This is a genomic window from Bordetella sp. N, from assembly GCF_001433395.1.
Classification (GTDB): Bacteria; Pseudomonadota; Gammaproteobacteria; order Burkholderiales; family Burkholderiaceae_B; genus Bordetella_C.
This window is the reverse complement of record NZ_CP013111.1, coordinates 5,276,818-5,301,403: the sequence shown is the minus strand read 5'-3', so window position 1 is coordinate 5,301,403 and position 24,586 is coordinate 5,276,818. Positions and strand designations below refer to the sequence as shown.

Below are 24,586 nucleotides of genomic sequence, written 5' to 3'. Positions count from 1 at the left end.
CTCGCGGCAGCCCGTGAGCGCCGGGCTCAGGTCCCAGCCGGCGCCTCACGGTGCAGGCTGATGGCCAACACGGCCGCCAGCGGTGGCACCACAAAGCACCACAGCCCCACGAACACGTACAGCAAGGCGGCAATGGCGCAACCCGACGCGAACGCCAGCAGCACCGGCACCATGCGGGCCAGCCGGCCCCGGGCGGCGGAGCGTTCGGTGTCCGGCACGCCGCGCAGCAGGTCGGCCACGTCCAGCATCACCTGCGTGGTGGTACCGGTCATGAGGGTGGAGGGCGGCTCGCTGGTCAGATGCACCCGGTGAGCAGCATTCTGTATGGCCATGGCCGCCACCAGCACCATGCCGGCAAGGATGGCGTGCCAGGTATCCGCATCGTCGAACGGGCCCCAGGCGATCACCATGGCGCCGCCGACCACCAGCAGCAGCGCCTTGAGCGACAGCATCAGACGCATCACCGGCGCATCGCGGCGTTGCAGGCTGGCGCCCAGGATGCGCGTGGCGATGACCATCACGCAGAACACGGGCAGGGCCAGCAACTTGCCGATGGCGCCGGTGCTGCCGTGTACCAGGGCCGCGCCCAAGGTCACGAAGTTGCCCGTGACGTGGGCCGTGAACAGCCCCTTGAGCGCCAGGAAGCCGGCGGTGTCGACGTAACCGCCGTTGAAGCCCAACAAACGCGAGACGCGCGCCGAAGAAGTTGCCATGTGCGTGTCCGCGTAAGGGTAGGGTTGGAGCAAGCGCCGATCAGGCGGCCCGCAGGGGCTTGATCGCGTTGGTCCAGCGCAGCAGTTCGTCCAGGGCCACCTTGGCCGAGTCGTTGTGCAGCTGGGTGGGTTGGAATTTGCCGTTCTCGTCGAGCGTCTGGGTGAAGTTCGGCACCATGACCTGTTCGTTCAGGGGCACGATCTTCAGCGTGGTCAGCAGGGTCTTCACTTCCTGCACGGCGCGCAGGCCGCCGGAAGCGTGGGCGTAGCTGACGAAGCTGGCCGGCTTGTAGTTCCACTCGGTGTAGAGGTACTGCAGCGCATTGAGCAGCGACGGCGGCGCATTGAAGTTGTATTCCGGCGTCACGAAGACGAACGCATCGGCGCTGGCCACGCTGGCGGCCCACTTGCGGGTGTGCTCGTGGGTGTACTTCTGCATGCGGGGGTGATTGGGCTCGTCGAACACCGGCAGGCGGAAATCGGCCAGATCCACCAGCTGCACGTCGAACTGGCCGTGCGCCACGGCAGCATCGTAGAACCACTGGGCGAAGGCGGGACCGACACGACCCGGGCGGGTGCTGGCGATGATGACGTTCAAACGGGGCTTCGTGGACATGTAAGTGATCCTGGGAAAGGGGGCTGGCATCGAGGAGGATCGCCGATGCAAAACCGCGATTCTAGGTGTTCCCTTTTCTTAAATAAACAACGTTATTGGACATTCATTGTTATCAAACCAGCAACTATGCTCTAGGATAGTTGCCCGGCCGGCAGTGGGGTGGTAACAGCTTCTCCCCTCTGTCAAGACTCTCCGGTAGAATCAACCATTACAATTCGCTACCCCGCCCGAAGGCCCGCCTCGTGAGCTCGTCCCCCGAATACAGTCTGTTGTCGTTGAACCAGGTTCGGGCCATGTTGGCAGCACGCGCCAGGCTGATTGCCCGGGTGGCCCTGGCGACACTGGTGCTGACCGCACTGCTGGTCCTGGTACTGCCCCGCGTCTGGACCGCCACTTCCGACATCTTCATCGATTACCGTGAAAACGACCCCATCAATGGCCGGTCGTTCTCCGCCTTGCTCGATGAAAGCTATATGCAGACCCAGATCGACATGATCCAGAGCCAGGCCGTGGCGGATCACATGATCAAGACGCTGGGCTTGCTGGCGGGCGCCGACGCCCAGAGCGGCTCCGTGGCGCGCAATGACCTGATTGCCTACATCAGCCGCAACCTGGAAGTCACCAAGCAGCCGAACAGCCGGGTGCTGACGGTATCGTTTTCCGCCAATACGCCGCAGAAGGCGCGCGAATACGCCAACGCCATCGTCAATTCGTATATCTCCGTCAGCCAGAACATCTCGTCGGCGTCCGCCCGCGCGCGCAGCGAGCAGTACACGGCGCAACTGGAACAGCTGCGTACCGAAATCGACGCCATCCAGGACAAGCTGACCCGCTACCGCCAGGACACCGGCATCGTCGACACCCAGCAGAACAGCGATGTCGACCAGCGCCGTCTGACCGACATGATGACCAGCATGCTGACCTTGGAGTCGCAGCTGGAAGAGGCGCGCGCCCGCAACGAAACCACCGACAGCCTGATCAACAGCGGCGTCCGGCCCGAGGACCTGCCGCAGGCGGGCCAGGTGGCCGCCATCAACGACCTGCGCAACGGCCTGACTGTCGTCGATCACCAGTTGGGCCAACTGCGCGGTTCGCTGGGTCCCAACCATCCCAGCGTCCAGGGACTGATGGCCCAGCGCGGCCAGATGCAGGCTGAAATCGCCCGCCAGGCCAAGGCCGCCGTCGAAGCCCAGCGGGCCGACCTGAGCCGCCTGCAGGTGCAGAAGGAAGCCCTGCAACGCGACATCGACAGCCAACGCGCCAAGGTGCTGGACCAGATGGCCAAGCGCGATCGCATCGCCGCTTATCAGCGCCAGTTCGCCGGTGTGGAACAGGTCTATCAGACCGCGCTGCAGAAGTACGACAGCATCCTGATGGCCAGCAATATCTCGCTGCCCAACCTGGCCGTCCTGCGTGCCGCCGAAGTTCCGACCGCGCCGTCGCGGCCGCGCGTCAATCGCAGCCTGGCCCTGGGCCTGGTCGTGGGCATCTTCGCCGGCCTGGCCCTGGCGCTGCTGCTGGAGCTGAGCCAACGTCGCATCCGCTGCACGGATGATCTGCTGCGCAATACGCGCCTGCCTGTACTTGGCCGCATCGGCCGCCGTACCGAGCCCCTTACCCCTGCACGGATATGAGCGAAACCGCCCTGCGCCCCCTGTTCGAACGTCTCAGCCAGCCGCGCAGCGCGGCCAACGAGACGCTGCCCGCCGCGGCCGAGCCCGTTCCCGCAGCCGCACCCGCGCCCGCGCCAGCCGTGACCCCCACGCCGGCCACCAGCGTGCCGGCCCCGGTATCGACGCCGGCGCAGCCACCCTTGCCAGCCGTGGCGCCGGTTGCGGCGCCGGCTGCGGTACTGGCCGTGGCCCCGCCACAGAAAGCCGCGCCCACGGAAAAAATGGGCGAACGTTTCCTGCGCCTGGGCCTGCTGACCGAAGAACAGGTTCAGCACGTGGTGCAGCTGCAGCAGTCCGAAGGGCTGCGCTTCGGCCAGGCGGCGGTGAAACTGGGCTTTGTTTCCGAAGAGCGGGTGCAATCGGTCCTGGCCGAGCAGTACCACTACGACTACTCGCCGGCGCGCCAACAGACTTCCGACATCGCGCTGGCCATCGCCGCCACGCCTTTCAGCCCGGAAGCCGAAGCCATCCGGCAGATCCGCGCGGAAATCTCCATCCGGCTGGAAGGCCAGCCCCGCATCGCCGTGGCCATCGTCAGCCCGGACGACGGCGAAGGCCGCTCCTATCTGTCCGCCAGCCTGGCCATCGCCTTCGCGCAGACGGGCCGCAGCACCTTGCTGGTCAACGCCAACCTGCGCGCCAGCGGCCAGCAATCCGTGCTGGGCAATGGCAGCGGCTCGGCGGGGCTGTCCAGCGTCCTGGCCGGCCGCGCCGCCGCCGGCTCCACCCGCGCGATTCCGGGCTTCCCGAAGCTGGCCGTGCTCGATGCCGGCCCGCAGCCGCCCAATCCGGCCGAACTGTTGCGCGAGCCCGCCCTCGACAACGTACTGACGGCCTACGCCGACAGCTTTGAAATCTTCATCGTCAACACGCCTGCCGCCAACCACTCGTCCGACGCGCAGAGCATCGCGCGCCAGGTCGACGCGTGCCTGCTGGTGGCGCGGCGCGACGTCACGCGCCTGGCCGATCTGGATCGCACCGCGCAACTGCTGGAAACGTCCGGCGTGCGCATCCTGGGGACGGTCTACAACGAATTCGATCCGCAAGCCGGCGCACGCGAGCAGGGCTGGCTGAACCGCTTCCGCAATCGGGTCGCCGACCGGATGCGCGGCGTCCTGCCGGCGCGACAGCGCCGCTGAGGAGGTGCCCATGGCCCTGACCGCGACTGACAGCCCGGTCATCCCCGCCGTACAAAGCCGCGCCGAGCGCTGGATAGTGTGGCTGCTGGTGGGCTTGAGCCTGCTGTTCGCCATCGTGCCCGACACCTTGTCCGTCAACGCGTTGGGGCCCGAAGCCAACCACACCGTGACGCAAGGGTCCATGCTGCGCCAGCTGCAGTTCGGCGCGTTGTTCATCGCCGCGGGCCTGGTGGCCTTGCGCCACGCGGGGACCATGCTCAGGAATCTGCGCGCGGCCAACCTGTTCCTGATCGTCATCATGCTTTACTGCGGGGCGAGCGCGGCCTGGTCGCCTTATCCCGACATCACGATCAAGCGCACCATCATTTTCGCGGGGCTGATCCTGATCGGCCTGGCGGTGGCGCCTCCCAGGAGTACGCCGCGCCAGTTTCTGCGCGTGGTGCTGGGCACCTACACCGCCATCCTGGTGATCTCTTTATTCGTGGCCCTGCTGATTCCCAGCGTCGGCGTCGATACCTTCCTGGGCAATGCCTGGCGCGGCATCACCTGGCAGAAGAACATGCTGGGATCGATCGCGGGCTTCGCGGCCTTGCTGTGGATGCGCGAATGGCTGATGGAACCCCGCCAGCGCGGCAGCAGCGCCGCGGGTTTCCTGTTCGCGGCCTTCATGCTCGTGATGGCCAAGAGCGCCACCGCCATCCTCGTCACCGGCCTCGGTGGCGTGGTCTACCTGTTCACGCGCCGGCGCTGGCTGGGCGGCCGTCACGCGGGCCTGATCGTCATGCTGGGCGCCGTGACCGTGGCGCTGTATGCCTTGCTGCTCTTCTACGTGTCGCAGGGCCGCATGCCCACGCCCCACGATGTCGTGGAGCTGGTGACCTCGCTGTTCAACAAGAGTAGCGACCTGACGGGCCGTGGCGAAATCTGGAGCCTGGTGGATATCACCATTCGCCAGCACACCCTGTGGGGGGTCGGCTACAGCGCATTCTGGACAGGCGCCGGCGGCCCGTCGCAATACATCGGCGACAAGCTGGGCTGGTTGCCGGGCCAGGCGCACAACGGCTTTCTCGACATCCTGATCGACATGGGCCAGGTCGGCATGGGACTGTTCATCGCGTGCGTGGTCTGGCACCTGATCAGCATCATGCGCCTGTTCCGGCTCGACCGCGAAGACGCGGCCATGCATCTGGGCATCTTCGTCACGATCATGATCAGTAATTTTTCCGAGAGCCAGATCCTGCGGGATACGTCTTTCCAGAACATCATGTTCATCTGCTCCTCGCTGGCGATCAGCGGCCGGCTGGCGGCGCACCACGCTGCCGGCAGACGCGACGCGCGCGCGGCACGGGAAGCCCGGGAACGCATCAGCGCGGCTCAGCCGCGCCCCGCCCTGGCTATCGTCCACCGGGAGCAAACCCAATGATGCGCGGGCTCATCACCGCCGCGCGGGCCGCGGCGGTGGGCATCGTGCTGCTTGCCAGCCCTGGCGCGCGCGCCGCGCCCGCGGGTGATTACTTCCAGTTCCAGATGGACCCGGCCGCGCTCACCGGCGCGCCGGATGTCTCCGCCCTGAATCAGCCTTTGGACGCCAGCGCGCGCATCGTCGCGCACGACGGCCATTTCTACCGCGTCGGACGCGATGGCCTGCCCGGCACCGCGGATGACCAGCGCGTGCGCCTGTTCGGCGTCAACCTGACCTTCGGCGCGAACTTTCCCGACGACGTCGAAGCCAAACATCTGGCGCGCCAACTGCGCGCGCTGGGCTTCAACGCGGTGCGCCTGCACCACCTGGATTCACTGCCCTCCGACTATCCGGACGCGCCCATCAGCATCCTCGGCACCGGTCCTTTCCCCAGCTTCAGTGCCAATGCCGTGACCCGGCTGCGCAATCTGATCCAGGCACTGGCGCAGGAAGGGATCTACGTCAATCTGAACCTGCACGTCGGCTATCGCTTCCGGCCCGGCATCGATGGCCTGCCCGTGCTGGACGGCGGCGCCGACATGCCACCCGTGACGGCGCCCATCCATCTCTACGATCCGCGCCTGATCGGCAAGCAGGAAACCTATGCGCGTCAGTTGATTCAAGCCTTGGGCCTGAAAGGCAACCCGGCCCTGGCGATGGTGGAGATCAATAACGAGTCCTCCCTGCTGGCCGCCTGGCTGGGCAAGGACTGGCAGGCCACGGTGCCTTCGGCCTATGCGCCGGAGTTGCAGAAGCAATGGCGTGCCTGGCTGACGCAACGCTACGGTTCGCTGGCGCAGGCATGCGCGGCCTGGTCCGGCTGCGCGGGCGGCAACGGCTCGGCCGGCGAGCTGCCCGCGCCGGGCCAGCAGCAGGCCTACGAGACCGGGTTCGCGCAATTGCGGTCCGGCATCGCGCGCCGCCTGGACTCCTGGTTCGGCGACGGCGAAAAGAAGGTGGATCCGCGCGAACAGGACTTCCTGCGCTTCCTCGCCGCGACCGACCAGGCCTACTTCGAACGCTTGCGCCGCGTCGTGCAGGAAAGCACCGATACATGGGTACCCGTGACCGGTACGCAGATGGGCTTTGGCGGCTTGTTGAACTTCGATTCGCAAGTGGCCATGGATTACATCGACGAGCACTTCTATGTCGCGCATCCCGACGTCAAGAACGCCGTCGACGATTGGCGCATTCCCAACCTGACCGCCAGCGGCAACGAATTCGATCGCGTGCTGGCGCTGTCCCTGCGGCGCGATCGGCTGCGCCCTTATGTCATCAGCGAGTTCAACGAGCCTTTCCCCAATCCGCGTGGCGCCGAAATCCTGCCGTTGATGAGCGCCGTCGCCGCCCAGCAGGATTGGGATGGCCTGTTCTACTTCGACTACAGCGATGCGCAAACCGCGCCATTGGCGCCGTCGCGTTTTTCCTTGAGCGGAGATTGGGGGCGCGTCGCGCTGGTGGGCCAGAGCGCACGGCTGTTTCGTGAGTCCTCGCTCCCGGTGTTGCCCACGCGCATCGATATTCCGTTCGGGCCCGAGCAGCGCCTGGCCTTTGGCGGCGATCGCCGTTTCGACGCCATCACGCACGGTCTGGCCGATGGGGCGGGCGTGCAGCCGCAACTGGCCTTCCTGGGCCAGGTGGCCTTGTCCTTGGCGCCTGCCGCCGGTAGCGCGCCGGCTTTACCGCGCCTGCCGGATCCCGCGACCACCAAGGTGTACGCCACGCCGGACAACGCCCTGCGCCAGGATGCCGCCGTGGGTCGCATCACCTTGGACACGCCGGCCGTGTGGGCCATCTTCGGCGCCACCGGGACGACGCGCATCACAGGCACCAGCGCGTGGGTGCAGGTCGGAGGGGGCGCCTCAGCCCCCGACGCGGCCAGCATCATCCTGACGCCGCTGGATGGCCAGCCACTGCCGCGGTCGCGCCATCTGCTGCTGAGCCTGGGCAACGACACCACCGGCACCCAGCCCGGCTCCATGCCGCAGCGCCCCAAGCAGCGTATCGCCTATCGCGGCACGGACTGGATGACCTTGGAGCCCGACGCGGGCGGCAAGGGTCCTTCCGGCGATATGGCGACTCGCGCGCCCGCCTGGCTGCGCCGCATTCCATTGGAACTGGGCCTGGCGCCGCGCGCCGGCAGATTGACGGTGTATCCCCTGGACGGCGCCGGCAAGCGCCGCGCGCCCTTGAGCCAGGCCGATGCCAGCACCGATGCCAACGGCGCGCGCATCCGCGTTCAATATCAGAACACCGACGCTACGCCCTGGTATGAACTGGTATACGAGGACGCGCCTTGATCGGCGTTGACGACATCGCAACGCCCGCGTCGCACGCCGCCACGCCGGGCGCCGGGCCCGCCTCTGGCGATCCCGGCTTCGATATATCCGTGTGCATCGCCACCTATCGGCGCCTGCCGCTGCTCGATGCCTTGCTGCGCGACCTGGCCGCGCAGACATTGCCCGCGCGCCAGATCGTGGTGGTGGACAACGACCCCGATGGCAGTGCGCGCAGCGTCGTGGAAGGCCATCGCGCGGCCCTGGCGCAAGCCGGCAGCACCCTGGTCTATGACGTCCAACCCGAAAAGAACATCTCGCTGACGCGCAACCTGACGGTGGAACTGGCGCAGGGCGCCTGGCTGGCCTTCATCGACGATGACGAGCGCGCCCCACCCCAATGGCTGGAACGGCTTGCCACGGCCGCGCGCGACCATCAGGCCGACGGCGTGCAGGCCCCCGTCATCCCTGAATTTCCACCCCACGCACCCGCCTGGATCCGGCGCGGCGGTTTCTACGACTGGGCCCGCTTTCGCAGCGGCGACGTGGTCCCGCGCAACGCGCTGCGCTTCGGCAACATCATGCTGTCCGCCCGCTGGCTGCGCAGCCAGCATCCTGTCTTCGATCCCATCTATGGCCTGACGGGCGGCGAGGACGGCGATCTTCTGATGCGCCTGGCGGGGCAGGGCGCACGCCTGGTGTGGTGCGACGAAGCCCACGTCACCGAACCGGTTGCCGACAACCGGATGCGGATGTCGTGGATACTCAACCGCGCCTTGCGCGGCGGCCAGGATTTCGCCATCCACTATCGCGCCGGCAAGTTGAATGCGCGCCCGGGCGCCGTCCGCACAGTGGTCTTCGTCGGCCGCGCCATCGTGCAGATGCTGGCCGCCGGCACGCTCGCCTTGCTCCTGTGGCCGCTCGGCCGCCACCATGCCGTGCGCTGGCTGGCGCGCGCGTATGCCAACTACGGCAAGCTATCCACCCTTTGGGGCAGCCGCTACCGCGAATACGCCTGAATCCGTCATGTCCTATCTTCTGCATTTCATCCTGGCGATCGTCGCGTTTCCGGTGACGGTGGCCACCGGCTACCTGGGCGTGTTGACGCTGCTGTCAGCGCGACTGCCGCGGCCGCAGCCCAGCCGGCGCGACCTGTGCTTCGACATCATCGTCTGTGCGCACAACGAAACCGCCGTGATCGAACGCACCGTGCGCAATCTCGCCGCAGTCGATTGGCCCCGTGAAAATTTCCGCATCCTCGTCGTGGCCGACAACTGCACCGACAACACCGCCGACCTTGCACGCGCGGCCGGCGCCACCGTGCTGGAACGCCATGACGAACACCATCGCGGCAAAGGCTACGCGCTGGAATACGCCATCGCCCGCAGCGCCGCGGATGGCTTTGCGCAAGCCGTGGCGGTGATCGACGCCGACACCGAAGTGACACCCAATCTGCTGTCGGCCTATGCGGCGCGCATCGAAGCGGGCGCCACCGTCATGCAGGCCCACTACGGCGTGCTCAATCCCGACGACTCCTGGCGCACGCGGCTGGTGACCATCGCCTACGGCGCCTTTCATGCCGTGCGCGGACGCGGACGTGAGCGCCTGCGCGCGTCGTTCGGCTTGCGCGGCAACGGCATGTGCATGACCCATGCCTTGCTGCGCGAAGTCCCCTTCAACATCCATTCGATGACGGAAGACCTTGAGTACGGCATCGTGCTTGGCTTGCGTGGACACCGCGTGGTGTATGTGGACGAAGCCAGCGCCGATGCGGAATTGATCGCGTCCGAGCGCGGCTCACGCACGCAACGCCAACGCTGGGAAGGCGGGCGCCTGACCGTGGTACGCGCCTACACGGGACGCCTGCTGGGGCAGGCGCTGCGTCAACCCAGCTGGTTGTGCCTTGAACTGGCGCTGGACCTGCTGACGCTGCCGCTGGGCTATATCGTGCTGCAGACCGGCGTGCTGCTGGTGGTGGGCGGCTTGGCATCCCTGCTGCTGCCGGGCGCCGGGCTGTGGACGTGGCCGCTGCTGGCCGCGGTCCTGCTGCTGGTGCTGGTCTTGCATGTGCTGCGCGGTTGGCAGCTGTGTCCGCTCGGGCCGCGCGCCTTGCTGGACCTGGCGCGCGCTCCCTTCTTCGTGCTGTGGAAGCTGTACATCGTGCTGCGCAATCGCAGCAACAAGCATTGGATCAAGACCGACCGGGAACCATGATGAACGCGCCCCGCTCGTCCGCCTCCAGCATCGCGCGCCTGTTCGGCAGCTCAATCGTCGACCAGGCCATGCTGTCCGCCGCCAATTTCGGCGTGGGCCTGATCCTGATCCGCTATGCCCCCGAAGCGCAATACGGTTTCTACATACTTGCCTTCAACACCATGATCCTGCTGACCACGCTGCAGGGTACGTTCATCGGCACGCCGATGGTCATCCGCCTGCCCACGCTGGACGAGGGCGAACGACGCCAGTGGATGGGCAGCCTGCTGCGCGACCAGAAGCGCTGGGGCCTGCTGGGCGGCATCCTGGCGCTGCTTGCCGCCGGCGGCGGCTGGGCGGCGGGCCTGTTGGACCACCAGTCCGCCACGGTGGTGGTGGCCGCCACCATGCTGGTGCTGGCCGCGCTCTACCGCGAGTATCTGCGCGGCATTCTTCTGATGTACCACCGGCCGCACCATGTGCTCGCGGCCGATGCGGTATACGTCGTGGTGTTGCTGGCCGGTTGTGCGTTGGCGGTGCGGACGGCCATGCCCGCCGTGGGCGCGCTGCTGGCGGGCATGCTGGCGGCGCTGGCCTGCGCTCGCCTGCTGCGCCGAACGCTGGCCACGGACATCGACAGCCAGGCCGCGCCGGGCCGCCTGCGCGAGATCGCGCGCATGGGGTTCTGGGCAGCATCTGGCGGCGTCATCTATTGGCTGTTCAACCAGGGCTACAACTTCCTCACCGCCGCCACCCTGGACCTCACCGCGGTCGCGGCGCTGGCGGCGACGCGCCTGACCCTGATGCCGATCAACCTGCTGCTGGCCGGCATGCAGAAACAACTCACACCGCTGGCGTCGCACTGGATGCATCAGATGGGCGCACGCCGCACGCTGCGCCGCCTGATGCTGTTTTCGCTGGCATTGGGCGTGACCACGGTGGTGTACGGCGCCGTCATCTGGCTCTTGCGCGACTGGATCTTCCTGGACCTGATGCGCAAGGATTTCGCGCAGCGCGACACCTTGCTGCTGCTATGGTGCGGGCTGTTCATCCTGATGGTCATGCGCGAGCCGGTGATGATGGTGGCGGTGCTGCGCCAACGCTTCCAGGCGCTCAGCGGCGCGACCCTGGCATGCGCGGTGATCTCCCTGGCCACCAGCTACGTCGCGATGCTGCATGTGGGCCCAATGGGTGCGGCCATCGGCATTCTGGTCGGTGAAGCCTGCTACTGCGCGGCGGTCATCGTGCTGGTGCTGCGCGAAGCGCGCAAGGACGACCCGGCGGCGGCGCCACGCAACGAACGACAAGGCACTGAGTAATGGACATTCTTTCGATACAGTATCTGCGCGGCGTCGCGGCCATGATGGTCGTCGTCGTCCATCTCTATCCGCAACTGGAGCGCATGGGCTACCAGGGCTATTGGCCGCATTGGCTGGCGGCGGGTGTCGACATCTTCTTCGTGCTCAGTGGCTTCCTGATGTGGATCACCACGCGTGGCAAGAAGGTGGGGATCCTGGAGTTCTACAAGCGCCGCGCGGTGCGTATCGTTCCGCTCTACTGGCTGCTTACGTCCGTGGCGGTGGCCGTCATGCTGATCGCGCCGCAACTGCTGCAGACCACGCGTTTCGGCTTGTTCCACGTCATCGCGTCCTATCTGTTCCTGATGGTGCACAACCCGTCCGGATTGATCGAACCCGTGCTCACCGTGGGTTGGACGCTGAATTACGAGATGCTGTATTACGTGATCTTCGGCCTGACGCTGATCTTGCCGACACGCTGGCGCTTCATCGCCACCGCCATCGTGCTGATGGGCTTGAGCATGCTCGGATGGTTCGTGGTCGGCGACGACCAGCCCATCCTCAAGGTCTACACCTCGGACATCGTGCTGGAGTTCCTGCTTGGCATGGGCGTGGGCTGGTGGTTCTCGCGGCCGCACAAAGGCGGATCAGCGGCTTTGGGTTGGCTGCTGGTGATCGGCGGCTTCGCCGTGATCGGCCTGATGTCCGTCGTCGCGCCCGATGCGCCGCGTCCCCTGGCGCAAGGCGTGCCGGCGATGGCCATCGTGGTGGGCGCCATCCTGCTCGAACGCTTCCAGTCATTGCCGCGCATGAATGTCCTGCACAAGCTGGGCGACGCGTCCTACTCGATCTATCTGTCGCATGCCTTCGTGCTGTCGGCCGTCAGCCAGGGCTGGCGCAAACTGCACCTGGATGCCCTGCCTGGCGGCCAGGTCGGCTTCTGCATCGTGGGCATGGTGGCATGCACCGTGGTCGGCATCCTGGTCTATGAACTGCTCGAACGGCCGCTGATCTCCTTCTTCAAGAAACAGCGCGAACAGGACGCCTCCAAAGCCGCTACGCGCCGATCCGTAGCCGGTCTTTGAGCATGCGCAGCCAGCGCTTGTGACGGCGCGTCGCGGCACGTTGCTGCGACCAGTCGATCATGCTGTCATGCACGTCGTAGTGGCCCCGTTGCGCCGCCGGCACCTGGCCGGACTCCACTGCCGCGATCAGTTCCGGCAGCTTGCGATAGAACTCGGCGCCGCGATAGGGCGGATGCAGCGACCACAGCCCCGGCGCGGAGCCGAGCAGGTCGACGCGATACAAGCCGTGCTGGCGCAAGACCTCGCCCAGGATCACTTCCGCCTCGCGCACGTCGGGCGGATTGCCCAATAGATGCGACTTCATGCGCTGCAAGGCACTGGGGCGCAGCAAGGGCAGGGTACCCAGCGTCGCGCGCAGACGTTCCATGTCCAGCATGAAGATGCGGGTGCTCACGGACTGGAAACGATAGGCCGGCGCGCCGGCGATATCCAGGCGTTGCGGCGCGGGCAAGCCGTGCCCATGGATGGCGGCGTCCGGCGCCGGCGGCCCGGGGAAGGGGCCGGTCAGCAACACCGTCGGATCCTGCTCGGTGCAGGCGATGGCGTCTTCCACCCAGCGTGTGCTGCCTCCCCCGAAGAGCATGTCTCCATCGAAATGCACGATGTGCCGCGCGCGGCTGTGATGCATGCCGTAGAAGTAGGCATAGAAGGGACCGCCGTCCCAGGCCTTGACGGGAATGTCGTCCGTGCCGAAGAAGCTTTGCGCCACCTCCCGCCTTGCGGCGGTGCCGTAGTCCACTTCGATCACGTCCAGCTGCGGAAAATCACCGCGCAGGTCGCGCGCCAGTTGCAGCAGCTTGGCGCGATACTCATCGAAATGGCTGCCACGATATCGGCCCGACGTGCTCCGATGCGTATCGATGGTCACCAGCACGCGGTCGACCATGGGCGACCACACGCGCAGTTGATGCGGCAGCAGCAACGCGGCATGGGGATAGTCCATGGGATACATGCTGATCTGCGCGGCCACGCGGTACGGATACACGGCACTCACGCGCGCGCTCCTGGAACGCTGGCCGCCAGGCCCTGCGCCAGCGGCGTCCACACCAGTCCCAATTCATTCCGGGCACGCGTCGATACCAGCCGTATGTCCTGGCTCCACAGCCGCAGCAGGGAAGGCGGGATGGGCGGCGGCACGCGCAAGCCGACCCTTCGCAAACCGATCTCGGCGATCTTCAAGGCGGGCGCCAGCAAATGCGTTTCCAGTTTCAAGCGACGCGCACCGATGCGGCGCAAGGGCACCGCGCCGAGCACGCGCGCGTACTCCAGGAAATAGCGATTCCAGTCGGGCGCCTGCGCCATCGCAAGGTTGTAGACCGGTCCCGACGCCGTCACATGCGCCGGCGCTCTCAAGCCGGCCAGCACCGCCGCGACGACATCGTCGATATAGACCAGGTTGCTGCAGCCGTCGCCGGCGGCGCCCAGGTCGCCGATGCGATGCGCGCGCAGCAGGCTGGCGATACGCAAGCTCCATTGGGGACTGCCAGGACCATAGATGCAGCCTGGCCGCAACGTCACCACCGCGTCCCGTCCCGCCAGCAACAACTCGGTTTCCACCTTGGCGCCGGCATAGCCGTCCATGCCGGTGGCCATGGCCTGGTTCTCGGTGACGTCGCCGCGCACGGGTCCGTAGACGGCCATGGAGCTGAAATGAACGACGCGCGTTGCGCTGCCGCCACGCTGCTCCAAGGCCGCGCTCAGGGCCCGCGCGCCGCCGACCATGACATCGGGTGCACCGGCAACGCAATTCACGGCGCCATCGACCTCGCCCAGCGCGCTTGCCACCGCGCCGGCATCGGTGGCGTCGAGGACGATCTGGCGTGCCTGCGTGGCGCCCGTCGACGTGCGTCGCACACCGGCCACGGGTTCGGCCCAATCGCTGGCCGCCAGCGCCGCGATGACACGGCGGCCGACATAGCCGTTGGCGCCCAGCACCAGAATTCTTTGCTTCATATCTATAGGGTTTCCATGGCTGTATCGCCTTGCACGGCAGGGCCTTGCAACGGCTTGTCCGCGGCGACATCGGCGCGTGCGCGGAAGCTCGTGCCGGTCGCGCCAGGCGCATACACCCGGCGCAGATGTCCCGCGAGGCGCAAGGCCAGCGCGACGATGGTCAAGGTGGGATTGGCTTGCCCGGACGTCGGAAAGACCGCCGCGCTGGCGACAAAGAGGTTGCTGGCTTCATGCACGCGGCAGTCGGTATCGACCACGCTGTCACCCGGATCGCGGCCCATGCGCGCCGTGCCGATGTGATGGCCGCCATAGGCGCCATAGCGCGTCATTTCCATTTCAACCACCGCGGGATCGTACTCAAAGGTGCCCACCCCGCTGGCGCGCAACTCACGTGCCAACTCCGCCAACGCCACCTGTATCGTTGCCACGTCACGCGGCGTGTAGCGCCAATCCACGTGCACGCGCGGTACGCCCAGCGCGTCCGTATCGGTGCCGAGCGTGACGCGGCTGTCGACGTTGGGTTCCTGCTCGGCGTGGAAATCCAGGCTGTAGCGGCGGTTGCGCGGATGCACGATGATGGAGGGAAACTTGCGGTCGGCGAGCTTGCGCTGCGTCAGCATATGCCACATGAACGCCACTGCCGACGGCATGCCCAGGACCACGTTACCCAGGTGCCTGAGCCACAGCCCCAAGGAGCCGGGCGTATCGCCGTAAAGACGCTTGGCGTATTCGTAGGGCACGATGGGGCGCGCCAGATACAGCGCCGACAGCACGCTGCTGCCGTGGCCCGGATCGGGGATGCGGGGATGATGCAGCCGCGCGATGAAATTACCGGCTTCCAGGCGGCGCTGCGCCTCGGGCCGCAAGGCCAGGCGACGGCGGCAATACACCCCTTCGTCCGACACCTCGTAGCCATGCCACACCGACGCCGCGCGTGACAGATCCACCGTGCCTATCGTGCCGGCGATGTGGCACATGTAGTAGCGGCCCACCACGTCGTTCGCATTCCCCAGTCCCCGCCCGCTGGCGCCGGGGCTGGCAAGCAGCAGGCGCGCCGTTTCCAGGCCGCCGGTGGCCAGCACATAGGACCGCGCGCGCACCGTGAAGGCGTTGCCGGACAAGGTGCGCACATGAGCCGGGCCCACCGGCACCGTGCCGTCGAGCGTATTGCGAGCATCCGCAAGCGCGCCATCCGCGCCGCTGTCCAGCCGGCAAAGATTGGCATGTTGAATCACACGCACATTGCCATGCCGCAGCCGTTCGGCATAGCGCCGGCCGAAGTCCGTGGGCGCGCTGAAGCGCTCCAGCGTATTGGTGGTGAACGACGTGCTGTCGAAGCCTTCTATCATCGGCCGGATTGGATGATCGAAGGCCGTCTCCGCGGTGTAGGCATAGTCGCCCGCTTCGCAGATGTGATTGGCGGTGGGGTAATACGGCAGCAGATCGTCCAGGCCGATGGGCCAGCCGCTGTGATCGATATAGGCGCGCTGCTCGAAATCGATGGGGTCCAAAGGCATGCAACGCCCGCCCCAGATCGTCGTCGAGCCGCCCATGCGGCGTTCGCGGTAGCGGTCCGGCTCGCTGTGCATGCGCGCATCCGGCACCGTGCCCTGGTACAGCGCCTGGGTATCCTTCTCCGCCAGCACGCCGCCGCTTTCGAGCAGCACGACGTCCAGGCCGCTGTCCATCAGGGCCAGCGCCAGCGTGATGCCGGCGGCGCCGGCGCCGACGATGCAGATGTCGGCGTTCAATGCCGAACCCGAAGGTATCGCAGTGGCGTCCAGAATCATCATCTTGCTCCGGAGAGTTGCGGTACGTCCGCACGCAGCCGGCGAACGGGAAACCCCCGCATCAGTAGCGCACGACGGACTTGGCCGGCAGTTTCAGCGTTTCATGTATGTAGCGCGCGAAGTCGGTATAGCCCGCCGCCGACGGATGCACGCCGTCGGCGAACTTGCCCGGCGCCAGCACCCGGTAGTCCTTGGTGCCGCCGCTGGACCAGTCAAGATAGTCGACCACGCGCATGTTCGGATAACGCGGCGCCAGCGTGTGCAGCAGCCAGTCGTTGAACGCACGCGTCTGCGCGATCATCGGCGCGTCCATGCCCAGGTAGGCGCCGACGTTGTCCACCACGAAGGTGATGCGCTTGTCCGCCAGCGTCTGCGCGAAGTACGAGAAGTTGTCCTGCATGGTCTGCAACGACAGATGCGCCGCGGCCACGTCATTGATGCCCACATGCAGGTACACCAGGCTGGGCAGGGAACCCGCCGGCAAGGTGCGCGGGCCACGTCCATCGGCTGGATCGAAAGACTCCGCCAGGACGTCGCGGCGCCAGCGTGCGCGGACCTGTGAAGAGGTCTCTCCGCCGATGCCGTGATTGAAGTGGAAGACACCGGAGTACATGGCCAGTTCGTACGACAGCTGGCCCGGGCTGGACGGGAAGTCGGGCACGAAACGGCCCTGGACGTTGAGGCGGCCCTTACGCTGGATCTCACCCTCGGCAATGGAGTCGCCCACCACCACGGCATAAGCCGGCGTCTTGCCGGGCGCTGATTGGGCCAGCGCAGGTAGCGCGTGTGCGCCCATCAGCAGGGACAGGACGACGAAAAAGGTACGGCGATTCAACATGGCTGCGGCCCGACTTTGGGCAGCCCCTCCGGGTGCCCGTGCGCATCCGGCGAGCGGGTAGCTCAGAAGATGCGTTCGTTGACGTGGATGACGTCGCCCGGCTTCACGGCATCGGTCATCTTGACCCGCTTCTCCGTGACCTCGCCGGTCAGCACGTCAGTGCGATTGATATCGATGCGGCTGTCCGAAGCGCGCGGCGTCAGGCCGCCTGCCAGCGACAGCGCGCGCATGATGTTGAGGCCTTGCTCGACCGGATAAGCGCCCGGCTTGCCAACTTCACCGTATACGTAGAAGCGCGGCGCCTCCGGCACGAACACCACATCGCCCGGTTGCAGCTCCGTGTCCTGCACGGTCTGCGACGGCGACTGCCGGTTGCCGACGTACAGATTGATGCGCTGGTTGCCGCCGCCTTCGCGGCGCACCAGGGTGGCGACGTCACCGGCGCCGCCGCTCGCGCCGCCGGCCATGGCCAGCAGCTCCAGCACCGACAGGTGGCCTTCGATCGGATAGCGGCCCGGCCTTTCCACCTGCCCCAGCACCGACACGATGCGGCTACGCAGGGTCAGCACTTCCACCGCCACCTGCGGATCGGTCATCAGGCCCTTGCCGCGCAAGCCTTGCTCGATGCGCTTGCCGATGGCCGCCGGGGTCAGGCCCGCCACGCGCAGGTTGCCCAGCATCGGCACGACCACCTGGCCGTCGGCATCGATGGTCACGCGCGCCTGCGCGCCGCCGGTACCCATGATGTTGATGCCCAGGGTATCGCCGGGGCCCACCGCGCCGATGGCGCCGTTGACGGCCTGCTCCATCGGATCGTTGGAGGGCGCCAGTGCGGACGAGGCCGGTGCGGCCGCGCGCTTGGCGGCGGCGCTGGTCACCACGCCATCATCCGACAGGCGATTGCCGGCGGGGTTGCGCTCCGTGCCCCGGTCGCCGCTGCCTGACTTGGGCGCGGGCACCGCGGGCGGCGGCGTGTAATTGCTGTTGGCGGCGGGCACCACCGGCGCGGGCGGCGGGGCGTAAGGCTGTTGTACCGGGGCCGCGCGCGGGGGCGTGGTGGTCGGCAGGGTCTGGACCGGTGCCGGCGCGGTATAGGAGGGGTTCTGGACGGGCGCGTTGTAGCGGCCGTAATCGCCGCTCGGCAACGTTCTGCTGCCGGGTGCCGGCGTCGCCGGGGGCGCTTGTCGCGAAGGCGCAACAGATGGCGCGCCGGAGGGAACGACAGGATCGGGTATGGGCAAATCCTGGGCGCGAACAGGCGCAGACAAGACGAGCACCGCGCTCAACGCCGCCATCCGTAAACCCACTTTCAGACCCACCACTTCGTTCTCCGTCGTAAATCCGTTTCGCGCGCGGGTAATAGTAGCCGATGCAAACTGTCACACCGAGTGTTTTTAAATACAATAGCTGCGCGGCTCTTCACGGCATCAGGCTCGAAAAGCTCATTCACGAGTATGAGACCCTCCTTCTAAAGCCTACGCCTTACGTATCGAGAACCTCCCTTGTCCAGTTCTGAACATGTATCCGCATCTCTCGCATTGGCGAGTGGTGAAACACTCGCTTTGCCCAGCGTGCGTCTGTTCGACCTCGACATCGCGGCCGTGTCCTTCGATACCGCCGTGGAGCGCCTGGCAGAGGCCGCCTTGCGCCGCGACGGCCATGCCCGCGTGGTGGTGACGCCCAATGTGGACCACCTGACCCGCCTGGACAAGACGCCGGAATTTCGCGAACGCTATAGTAAGGCGGAGTTCATATTCGCCGACGGCATGCCGGTGATCTGGGCCAGCCGGCTACTGGGCAAGCCCTTGCCCGAGCGCGTCACCGGCGCCGACCTGTTCGTCTCCCTGTGCCAGGAAGCCCAGCGCGGCCAATGGCGCGTGATGCTGCTGGGCGGCATGCCGGGCACGGAATCCAAACTGATGGACGGCTTCGCCCGCTTCTTTCCAGGGATGGATATCGAAATCGTCGCCCCTTCCATGCGCTTCGATCCCTATGGGGCCGAAGGCGAGTCGTTCGCGCAGAAGGTGCGGGAACACGACCCGGACCTGGTCTTCCTGTGCGTCGGCATGCCCAAGCAGGAGAACTGGGCCCTCCATTACGCCCCGACCCTGCCGGGCGGCATCGTTTTGTGCGTGGGCGCCGCCATGGAATTCGCCATCGGCCTGCAGCGCCGCGCGCCCAAATGGGTGCAGCGCATGGGCATGGAGTGGGCCTGGCGCCTCGCGGGCAACCCGCGCCGCCTGTGGCGCCGCTACCTGGTGGACGACACCCGGTTCCTCGGCCTGTGCTTGCGGCAATGGCGTAATCAACGCGCTGCGAAAGCCGCGCCGTGAACTTGTCGATGCGCCGGACCCTGGCAGCCGCCGGCCTGGCGCTGTGCGGTGCCCCGGTCGCCGGCGCGCCGGGTCCCGCTGAATGGGCGGTGCAGCTCGGCAGCTCATACCAGTACCAGAACAACCCGGCGCGACTGCCTGACTCGTCCGCCGACATCCGCGGCGCGGGCATCTCGGTCAAGTCGCTGGGGCTGGGCCTGCGCATGCCCTTGCTGTCCGACGACACCCGCCTTGACATCGGCGGCACCCTGGGCGACGCGCGCTACACCACCAACAAGCAGCTGGACCACCAGCCGCGCAACCTGCTTTCCACCCTGTACTGGCGCGCCACGCCCTTGTTCGCGGGGCGTTTCGACTACAGCTACCAGAACCAGCTCGCGTCCAACCTGGGCCTGACCTGGCCAGACCGGGACCTGCAGACGCGCGACAACAAGGCCGCCGAAATCGGCCTGCGCGTCACCGACCGCCTGACCCTGCCGGTGGTCAGCGTGTTCAACAACGGCACCCGCTACGACCAGTCGTCGAACCAGACCCTGTACAACCGCACGGATACAGGCTGGCAGCTGTCCGGACGTTATGCGGGCTACGGCCGCTCCTTCGCCCAGATGGGGCTGCGCCGCACCAATGTGGACTACTACGATCGCACCGAGGCGCTGGTGTCCACCATCGACAACCGCTACACGGACACCGAGACCTTCGTCGGCGCGCGCTGGGACTACAGCCCCAAAACCTTGCTGCAGGGCCGTGTCGGGCTGCTCAAGCGGGATTACGACAATCTGGCCGACCGCGACACCCGCTTGTTCACCTTCGAGGGCCGGGCCACGTGGGACTACTCGCCCAAGACGCGCGTGGACCTGCACCTGTGGCGACGCCCCTATGCGTACGACGACGACCCCTCGGTGCTGTATTCCGTTCAAACCGGGGGCCTGGCCGCGCTGACCTGGCGTCCGACGGTGAAGACCGCCCTCAGCCTGGGTGTCGAACACAGCCAGCAGCGCAATACGTCCTTCACCGGCGGGGACGACGAGACCCTGCAGATCTGGCGCCTGGGCGCCCGCATGCAATGGCAACATACGGACAACCTGCGCTGGATCATGGACGTCTATCACGACCGCCAGCGCGGCAACAGCTCGCAGGACAGCTACAACCAGAACTTCGTGCGTATCGGCTTCGAATACACCTTCGGCAGCCGGCAGAAGGAAGACCTGCGCAAGCTGATGCAGCCGACGGACTGCTTGTGGCGCCGCCCCGACCTGGCCATGTGCGACCCGATCAACGAAGAACCCTGAGCGAGCCGGGCCGTCAGTAGGCGTTGCGGTCCCAGAAGACCACCAGCACCGTGCGGATCAGGATCTTCAAATCCAGCAGCAACGACCAGTTGGCGATGTAGTAGCGGTCGTACTTCACGCGGCGTTGCATCTTTTCCGGCGTATCCGTTTCACCGCGCAGGCCGTGGATCTGCGCCCAGCCCGTAATGCCGGGCTTGACGGTATGACGCAACATGTAGCCGCGTATCAGGCGCCGGTACATCTCGTTGTGCTCGGCGGCGTGCGGACGCGGGCCGACCAGGCTCATGGAGCCGGACATCACATTGAACAGCTGTGGCAACTCGTCCAGCGAACTCTTGCGCAGGAAGCGGCCGACCCGCGTCACGCGCTTGTCGCCTACCTGAGCCTGGCGCAAGGTGCCGTCGGCTTCCTTGCCTGACGTCACCGTCATGGAACGGAATTTGAAGACCGTGATGGGCAAGCCGCGTTCGCCATAGCGCTTCTGGCGGAAGATGACCGGGCCGGGGGAGGTCAGCTTGATGGCCACGGCCGAAGCCAGCATGACGGGCGCCAGCATGACGATCATCAGGCCGCCGATGACCAGGTCCATGGCCCGCTTGATGCTGCGCGACAAGCCCAACATATGCGTTTCGTGCAGCGCCAGCAGCGGCACGCCGGCGATATCCGCGCTACTCGCTGACAGCTCGCCCAGGAAGGGCGATTCGGGCATCAGGTAGATCGCCGACGTGGAGTCATACAGCCGGTTCATCAGGTCGGCGGTCAGCGGTTTTTCCTTCTCGTCGTCCAGCGTCACGAAGGCCATGCCGAACTCGCCGGCCTCGATACGCGGAATGGCATCCGGATACCGGCCCAGGTATTTGGGCGTGGGCGGCTCGCCGTCCCGCACCGTCACCGGCTCGTCCGCGTAATAACCCGCCGCGTAGATGCCCAGGATCGGTGAGCGCTGCAGGCGCATGGCCAGCTTGCGCGCTTCCGGCCCCATGCCGAAGAAGACGGCGGCGCGGCGGCTCGACGGCGAGTTGTTCAGACGATACGCCACGCGGCGCAGGCAATACAGCCCCAGGATCTGCAAAGGCAGCGCCACCGCGGCCCATTGCAGCGTCATCATGCGCAGCCATTGCGGATCGTTGTGCTCCGCGGGAAGGAAGAACAGGGCGGCCACGCACAGGAACAGTACGTTGACCCAGCGTACGCCCCCGCGTCCCAGCATCCACCACATATTGCGCGCGCTGATCAACAGCGTGAACCGCGAATAGATATAGAAGGCGCTGGCGGCCAGCACCGCCGGCACGCCGCTCACGAAGACCGGCGACGTGATGCCGTGGAACCCGGACAGGATCAGGAAGGCGCCGGCATTGAGCAGGGCGCACACCAGCCCGGCGAGGGCCATGAAAGAACGATGGGGATGAGTCGGTGGCGCGGGCGAGAGCATGATCGGTAACGCGGGAAGTCAGCGGCCGTAGACGTCGTCGAACCGCACGATGTCGTCCTCGCCCAGATAGGGGCCGGATTGCACTTCAATCAACTCCAGGTCGATGGCGCCCGGGTTCTCCAGCCTGTGCTTGACGCCCAGGGGAATGTAGGTCGACTGGTTTTCGGTCAGCAGAAATACTTCATCGCCGCGCGTGACGCGCGCGGTGCCGGTCACCACGATCCAGTGCTCGGCGCGATGATGATGCATCTGCAGCGACAGGCGGGCGCCGGGCGCCACGCGGATGCGCTTGACCTGGAAACGTTCGCCATTGTCGATTGAGTCGTAGCTGCCCCAGGGCCGGTAGACCAGCCGATGCGCGGCCGCTTCAGGCCGCTGGGCGGCGTTCAAGCGGGCCACGATGCGACGCACCTCCTGCACCTTGTCGCGGGCGGCCACCAGCACGGCGTCGGCCGTTTCCACCACGACCACGTCGTCGACACCCAGCAGGGCAACCAGGCGCTCGCTGGCATAGGCATAGACGTTATGGCAATCCTCGGCCACCACGTCGCCGCGCAAGGCATTGCCGCCGGCGTCATGCGGCGCCAGCTGCCACAGGGAAGCAAAGGAGCCGATATCGCTCCAACCCGCGTTCAGCGGCACCATGGCCACGGCGGGGTCACGCTCCATGACGGCATAGTCGATGGAATCGGACGGGCAAGCCGTGAAGGCGGCGCGGTCGACGCGCAGGAAGTCGCCATCCTGGCGCGGGCCATCCATGGCGGCGCGGCAGGCCGCCAGGATGTCGGGGCGGTGCGCCTCCAGCGCTTCCAGATAGCGTGAAGCGCGGAACAGGAACATGCCGCTATTCCAGTAGTACTGTCCGCTGGCCAGATATTGCGCGGCCGTGGCGGCGTCGGGCTTCTCGACGAAGGCCTCGACGGACGCCACCCCTGCGTCCAGGGCCCCTGCGCGGATATAGCCGTAGCCGGTCTCGGCATAGGTCGGCTGGACCCCGAACGTCACCAATTTACCGGCTTCGGCGGCCGCGCGGGCCACCCCGACGGCTTCATGGAAGCGCGCGACATCGGGCACGGCGTGGTCAGAAGGCAACACCAGCAACAGGGCATCGCCGCCCTCGGCGGTGGCCAGCAGGGCGGCCAGGGCGATGGCGGGCGCGGTATTCCGGCCTACCGGTTCGAGCAAAATGGACGGCTCGCGCAGCCCGATCTGGCGCAGCTGTTCGGCGACGATGAAGCGGTGTTCTTCGTTGGCGACGAAAATCGGGGGCAGTTCGGCCAAGGCGGCAACCCGGTCGCAAGTGGCCTGCAACGCCGACGATTCCCCCAGTAATGGCAGGAATTGCTTAGGGTAGCCAAGCCGCGACAATGGCCACAGACGGGTGCCTGAGCCACCCACCAGTAGGACGGAGCGCAGCTTGAGCGGAGTACCGGACATCTCAATTCCCTAGCAGTCCACCGCTATCAACGCTGCTGCGGCGTGGTTATGTTTCCTGCGGCACTGCGGGGATTCCCCCGCTCAAGCACGCCAACTTGACACGGGAATGATAAGTAACCGCTGTAGCATCCACGTATCTATATATTTTAATTTAAGTCGCCAATATACTAGAATCGTTTGCTGCAATGCGTAAGGATGAGTTTGTCTCATCTTAGCGACATTCGGCTGAGACGCAAGGTTATGCTCCAAGAATGCGGCCTAAAGTCCCGCAGCTCCGCCTTGCCACACCGTGTAAAGGGCCTGATGCAAGGCCACGGAACATCAAGACTTGCCAAGGCCCTTACCCGTAATCTCCTATTACGTGGAAGCCCGTGCGCAGTAACCAGAAAAACGTTTTCGCACGTCTTTCGGTCTACGCCTTCGGGCACCATGTCGACGGTGCGGGTTACCTCATCAAGTCCCCCGCAGTTACATCTTGGCCATGCCCGGCGTCGTCAATCCTGCGATCGCGAGCCTTGCCAAGCGCCGACGGCGTCGTCGAGTGACGCCAGATAAGGAGCATCGTGGAAAGCGCCGTCCTGTCCCATCTCAACGACCGTCTCTGCGCCAGTCAGTGGCGCGAAGCCCTGGCCGCCTTTGCACAGGAATTGGCGCAGGACCTGACGCCGCAACGCCTGCGCGCCTTGATGCGCCGGGCGGGTGAGCGTTTCGCCGCGGCGCACCAGCTTCCGCAGGCCGCCTCCATCGAAGACCTGCAGGTCTTGATCAATCAGCTGTGGCAGACGATGGACTGGGGCTGGGTGACGATCGCCGAGGCGGACGACCACCTTGCGTTGACGCATTACTGCGCGCCCTTGCGCGCCGCGTTCGGCCCGGAACACCAGGCCTGGAGCACGGGTTTCCTGGAAGGCGTCTACGAGTTGTGGATGCGCCAGCTGGGTGCGGACAGCCAGTTGCACGTGGCGCAACCGCAGGCACCCGATACCGAAGGAACCATCGTCTACCGCTTCGGCCGGTAGCCCAACATCGATTTGGATGCCGGGCCCCGGGCGGCCCGCG

The 24,586-nt window shown here is 66.3% G+C and carries 20 protein-coding genes; 11 read left to right on the top strand and 9 right to left on the bottom strand.

The genetic code is table 11. The annotated features are described in order from the left end of the window. Positions 1 to 26: 26 nt before the first annotated feature. On the bottom strand, positions 27 to 713 hold the full coding sequence (locus ASB57_RS22905; RefSeq protein WP_057654288.1) for a YoaK family protein: 687 nt from the start codon (positions 711 to 713) through the stop codon (positions 27 to 29). A gap of 40 nt (positions 714 to 753) precedes the next feature. Next, positions 754 to 1,329, bottom strand: coding sequence for an NADPH-dependent FMN reductase (locus ASB57_RS22900; protein WP_057654287.1), 576 nt, complete (start codon positions 1,327 to 1,329; stop codon positions 754 to 756). Positions 1,330 to 1,571: 242 nt separating this feature from the next. On the opposite strand from ASB57_RS22900, the gene ASB57_RS22895 reads away from it, so the two are divergent. From ASB57_RS22895 to ASB57_RS22860, 8 genes are read left to right on the top strand one after another with little or no spacing between them, the layout of a single operon-like run. Beyond that, positions 1,572 to 2,963 (top strand): Wzz/FepE/Etk N-terminal domain-containing protein, encoded by a 1,392-nt coding sequence (locus ASB57_RS22895; protein ID WP_156414245.1) that lies wholly within the window; start codon positions 1,572 to 1,574, stop codon positions 2,961 to 2,963. Beyond that, complete coding sequence (locus ASB57_RS22890; RefSeq protein ID WP_082621775.1) at positions 2,960 to 4,141, top strand: CpsD/CapB family tyrosine-protein kinase; 1,182 nt, start codon at positions 2,960 to 2,962, stop codon at positions 4,139 to 4,141. The genes ASB57_RS22895 and ASB57_RS22890 overlap by 4 nt, the downstream gene beginning before the upstream one ends. Positions 4,142 to 4,151: 10 nt before the next feature. Continuing rightward, positions 4,152 to 5,564 (top strand): O-antigen ligase, encoded by a 1,413-nt coding sequence (locus ASB57_RS22885; protein ID WP_057654285.1) that lies wholly within the window; start codon positions 4,152 to 4,154, stop codon positions 5,562 to 5,564. Further along, positions 5,561 to 7,903 (top strand): cellulase family glycosylhydrolase, encoded by a 2,343-nt coding sequence (locus ASB57_RS22880; RefSeq protein ID WP_057654284.1) that lies wholly within the window; start codon positions 5,561 to 5,563, stop codon positions 7,901 to 7,903. The genes ASB57_RS22885 and ASB57_RS22880 overlap by 4 nt, the downstream gene beginning before the upstream one ends. Continuing rightward, positions 7,900 to 8,898 (top strand): glycosyltransferase family 2 protein, encoded by a 999-nt coding sequence (locus tag ASB57_RS22875; protein WP_231755221.1) that lies wholly within the window; start codon positions 7,900 to 7,902, stop codon positions 8,896 to 8,898. The genes ASB57_RS22880 and ASB57_RS22875 overlap by 4 nt, the downstream gene beginning before the upstream one ends. Positions 8,899 to 8,905: 7 nt before the next feature. Next, positions 8,906 to 10,093, top strand: coding sequence for a glycosyltransferase family 2 protein (locus ASB57_RS22870; protein WP_057654283.1), 1,188 nt, complete (start codon positions 8,906 to 8,908; stop codon positions 10,091 to 10,093). Beyond that, positions 10,090 to 11,391 carry a lipopolysaccharide biosynthesis protein gene (locus ASB57_RS22865; protein ID WP_231755220.1) on the top strand — a complete coding sequence of 434 codons (1,302 nt, stop codon included), beginning with the start codon at positions 10,090 to 10,092 and terminating at the stop codon, positions 11,389 to 11,391. The genes ASB57_RS22870 and ASB57_RS22865 overlap by 4 nt, the downstream gene beginning before the upstream one ends. After that, complete coding sequence (locus ASB57_RS22860; protein ID WP_057654281.1) at positions 11,391 to 12,455, top strand: acyltransferase; 1,065 nt, start codon at positions 11,391 to 11,393, stop codon at positions 12,453 to 12,455. Before ASB57_RS22865 ends, ASB57_RS22860 begins: the two co-directional genes overlap by 1 nt. Here the strand turns inward: ASB57_RS22860 and ASB57_RS22855 are convergent. The 5 genes from ASB57_RS22855 to ASB57_RS22835 form a co-directional block, all read right to left on the bottom strand. After that, on the bottom strand, positions 12,427 to 13,449 hold the full coding sequence (locus ASB57_RS22855; RefSeq protein WP_197424799.1) for a capsular biosynthesis protein: 1,023 nt from the start codon (positions 13,447 to 13,449) through the stop codon (positions 12,427 to 12,429). The two genes, ASB57_RS22860 and ASB57_RS22855, sit on opposite strands and share 29 nt — an antisense overlap. Beyond that, entirely contained in the window at positions 13,446 to 14,408 is a 963-nt protein-coding gene (locus ASB57_RS22850; protein ID WP_057654279.1) for an NAD(P)-dependent oxidoreductase, read from the bottom strand. The genes ASB57_RS22855 and ASB57_RS22850 overlap by 4 nt, the downstream gene beginning before the upstream one ends. A gap of 2 nt (positions 14,409 to 14,410) precedes the next feature. Beyond that, a complete protein-coding gene (locus ASB57_RS22845; protein ID WP_231755219.1) occupies positions 14,411 to 16,201 on the bottom strand; it encodes a GMC oxidoreductase in 1,791 nt (596 codons plus the stop codon). A gap of 58 nt (positions 16,202 to 16,259) precedes the next feature. Continuing rightward, positions 16,260 to 17,036 (bottom strand): GDSL-type esterase/lipase family protein, encoded by a 777-nt coding sequence (locus ASB57_RS22840; protein ID WP_057654278.1) that lies wholly within the window; start codon positions 17,034 to 17,036, stop codon positions 16,260 to 16,262. 62 nt (positions 17,037 to 17,098) lie between these two features. Continuing rightward, positions 17,099 to 18,181 (bottom strand): SLBB domain-containing protein, encoded by a 1,083-nt coding sequence (locus ASB57_RS22835; protein ID WP_057654277.1) that lies wholly within the window; start codon positions 18,179 to 18,181, stop codon positions 17,099 to 17,101. A gap of 357 nt (positions 18,182 to 18,538) precedes the next feature. Here ASB57_RS22835 and ASB57_RS22830 point away from each other — a divergent pair, with 357 nt between their 5' ends. Both ASB57_RS22830 and ASB57_RS22825 read left to right on the top strand, forming a co-directional pair. Further along, positions 18,539 to 19,369 (top strand): WecB/TagA/CpsF family glycosyltransferase, encoded by an 831-nt coding sequence (locus ASB57_RS22830; RefSeq protein WP_231755218.1) that lies wholly within the window; start codon positions 18,539 to 18,541, stop codon positions 19,367 to 19,369. Beyond that, the gene (locus tag ASB57_RS22825; protein ID WP_057654275.1) at positions 19,366 to 20,658 is read left to right on the top strand and encodes a hypothetical protein; all 1,293 of its coding nucleotides are present in this window, start codon (positions 19,366 to 19,368) and stop codon (positions 20,656 to 20,658) included. The genes ASB57_RS22830 and ASB57_RS22825 overlap by 4 nt, the downstream gene beginning before the upstream one ends. A gap of 13 nt (positions 20,659 to 20,671) precedes the next feature. Here ASB57_RS22825 and ASB57_RS22820 read toward each other — a convergent pair whose 3' ends face one another. Then, positions 20,672 to 22,048 (bottom strand): undecaprenyl-phosphate glucose phosphotransferase, encoded by a 1,377-nt coding sequence (locus ASB57_RS22820; protein ID WP_082621772.1) that lies wholly within the window; start codon positions 22,046 to 22,048, stop codon positions 20,672 to 20,674. A gap of 60 nt (positions 22,049 to 22,108) precedes the next feature. Continuing rightward, complete coding sequence (locus ASB57_RS22815) at positions 22,109 to 23,527, bottom strand: mannose-1-phosphate guanylyltransferase/mannose-6-phosphate isomerase (RefSeq protein ID WP_057654273.1); 1,419 nt, start codon at positions 23,525 to 23,527, stop codon at positions 22,109 to 22,111. Between the two features lie 563 nt (positions 23,528 to 24,090). Between ASB57_RS22815 and bcsD the strand changes: the two genes are divergently transcribed. Beyond that, positions 24,091 to 24,546: a cellulose biosynthesis protein BcsD gene (bcsD, locus tag ASB57_RS22810; RefSeq protein WP_057654272.1), complete on the top strand. Its 456-nt coding sequence runs from the start codon at positions 24,091 to 24,093 to the stop codon at positions 24,544 to 24,546. Positions 24,547 to 24,586: the final 40 nt, after the last annotated feature.

What these genes read in the sequence shown, in the direction of transcription:
- ASB57_RS22860 (WP_057654281.1), top strand. Translation starts at nt 11,391, where the DNA reads ATGGACATTCTTTCGATACAGTATCTGCGCGGCGTCGCGGCCATGATG.
- ASB57_RS22880 (WP_057654284.1), top strand. Translation starts at nt 5,561, where the DNA reads ATGATGCGCGGGCTCATCACCGCCGCGCGGGCCGCGGCGGTGGGCATC.
- ASB57_RS22870 (WP_057654283.1), top strand. Translation starts at nt 8,906, where the DNA reads ATGTCCTATCTTCTGCATTTCATCCTGGCGATCGTCGCGTTTCCGGTG.
- ASB57_RS22905 (WP_057654288.1), bottom strand. Translation starts at nt 713, where the DNA reads ATGGCAACTTCTTCGGCGCGCGTCTCGCGTTTGTTGGGCTTCAACGGC.
- ASB57_RS22900 (WP_057654287.1), bottom strand. Translation starts at nt 1,329, where the DNA reads ATGTCCACGAAGCCCCGTTTGAACGTCATCATCGCCAGCACCCGCCCG.
- ASB57_RS22840 (WP_057654278.1), bottom strand. Translation starts at nt 17,036, where the DNA reads ATGTTGAATCGCCGTACCTTTTTCGTCGTCCTGTCCCTGCTGATGGGC.
- ASB57_RS22820 (WP_082621772.1), bottom strand. Translation starts at nt 22,048, where the DNA reads ATGGCCCTCGCCGGGCTGGTGTGCGCCCTGCTCAATGCCGGCGCCTTC.
- ASB57_RS22890 (WP_082621775.1), top strand. Translation starts at nt 2,960, where the DNA reads ATGAGCGAAACCGCCCTGCGCCCCCTGTTCGAACGTCTCAGCCAGCCG.
- ASB57_RS22845 (WP_231755219.1), bottom strand. Translation starts at nt 16,201, where the DNA reads ATGATGATTCTGGACGCCACTGCGATACCTTCGGGTTCGGCATTGAAC.
- ASB57_RS22885 (WP_057654285.1), top strand. Translation starts at nt 4,152, where the DNA reads ATGGCCCTGACCGCGACTGACAGCCCGGTCATCCCCGCCGTACAAAGC.
- ASB57_RS22850 (WP_057654279.1), bottom strand. Translation starts at nt 14,408, where the DNA reads ATGAAGCAAAGAATTCTGGTGCTGGGCGCCAACGGCTATGTCGGCCGC.
- ASB57_RS22815 (WP_057654273.1), bottom strand. Translation starts at nt 23,527, where the DNA reads ATGTCCGGTACTCCGCTCAAGCTGCGCTCCGTCCTACTGGTGGGTGGC.
- ASB57_RS22865 (WP_231755220.1), top strand. Translation starts at nt 10,090, where the DNA reads ATGATGAACGCGCCCCGCTCGTCCGCCTCCAGCATCGCGCGCCTGTTC.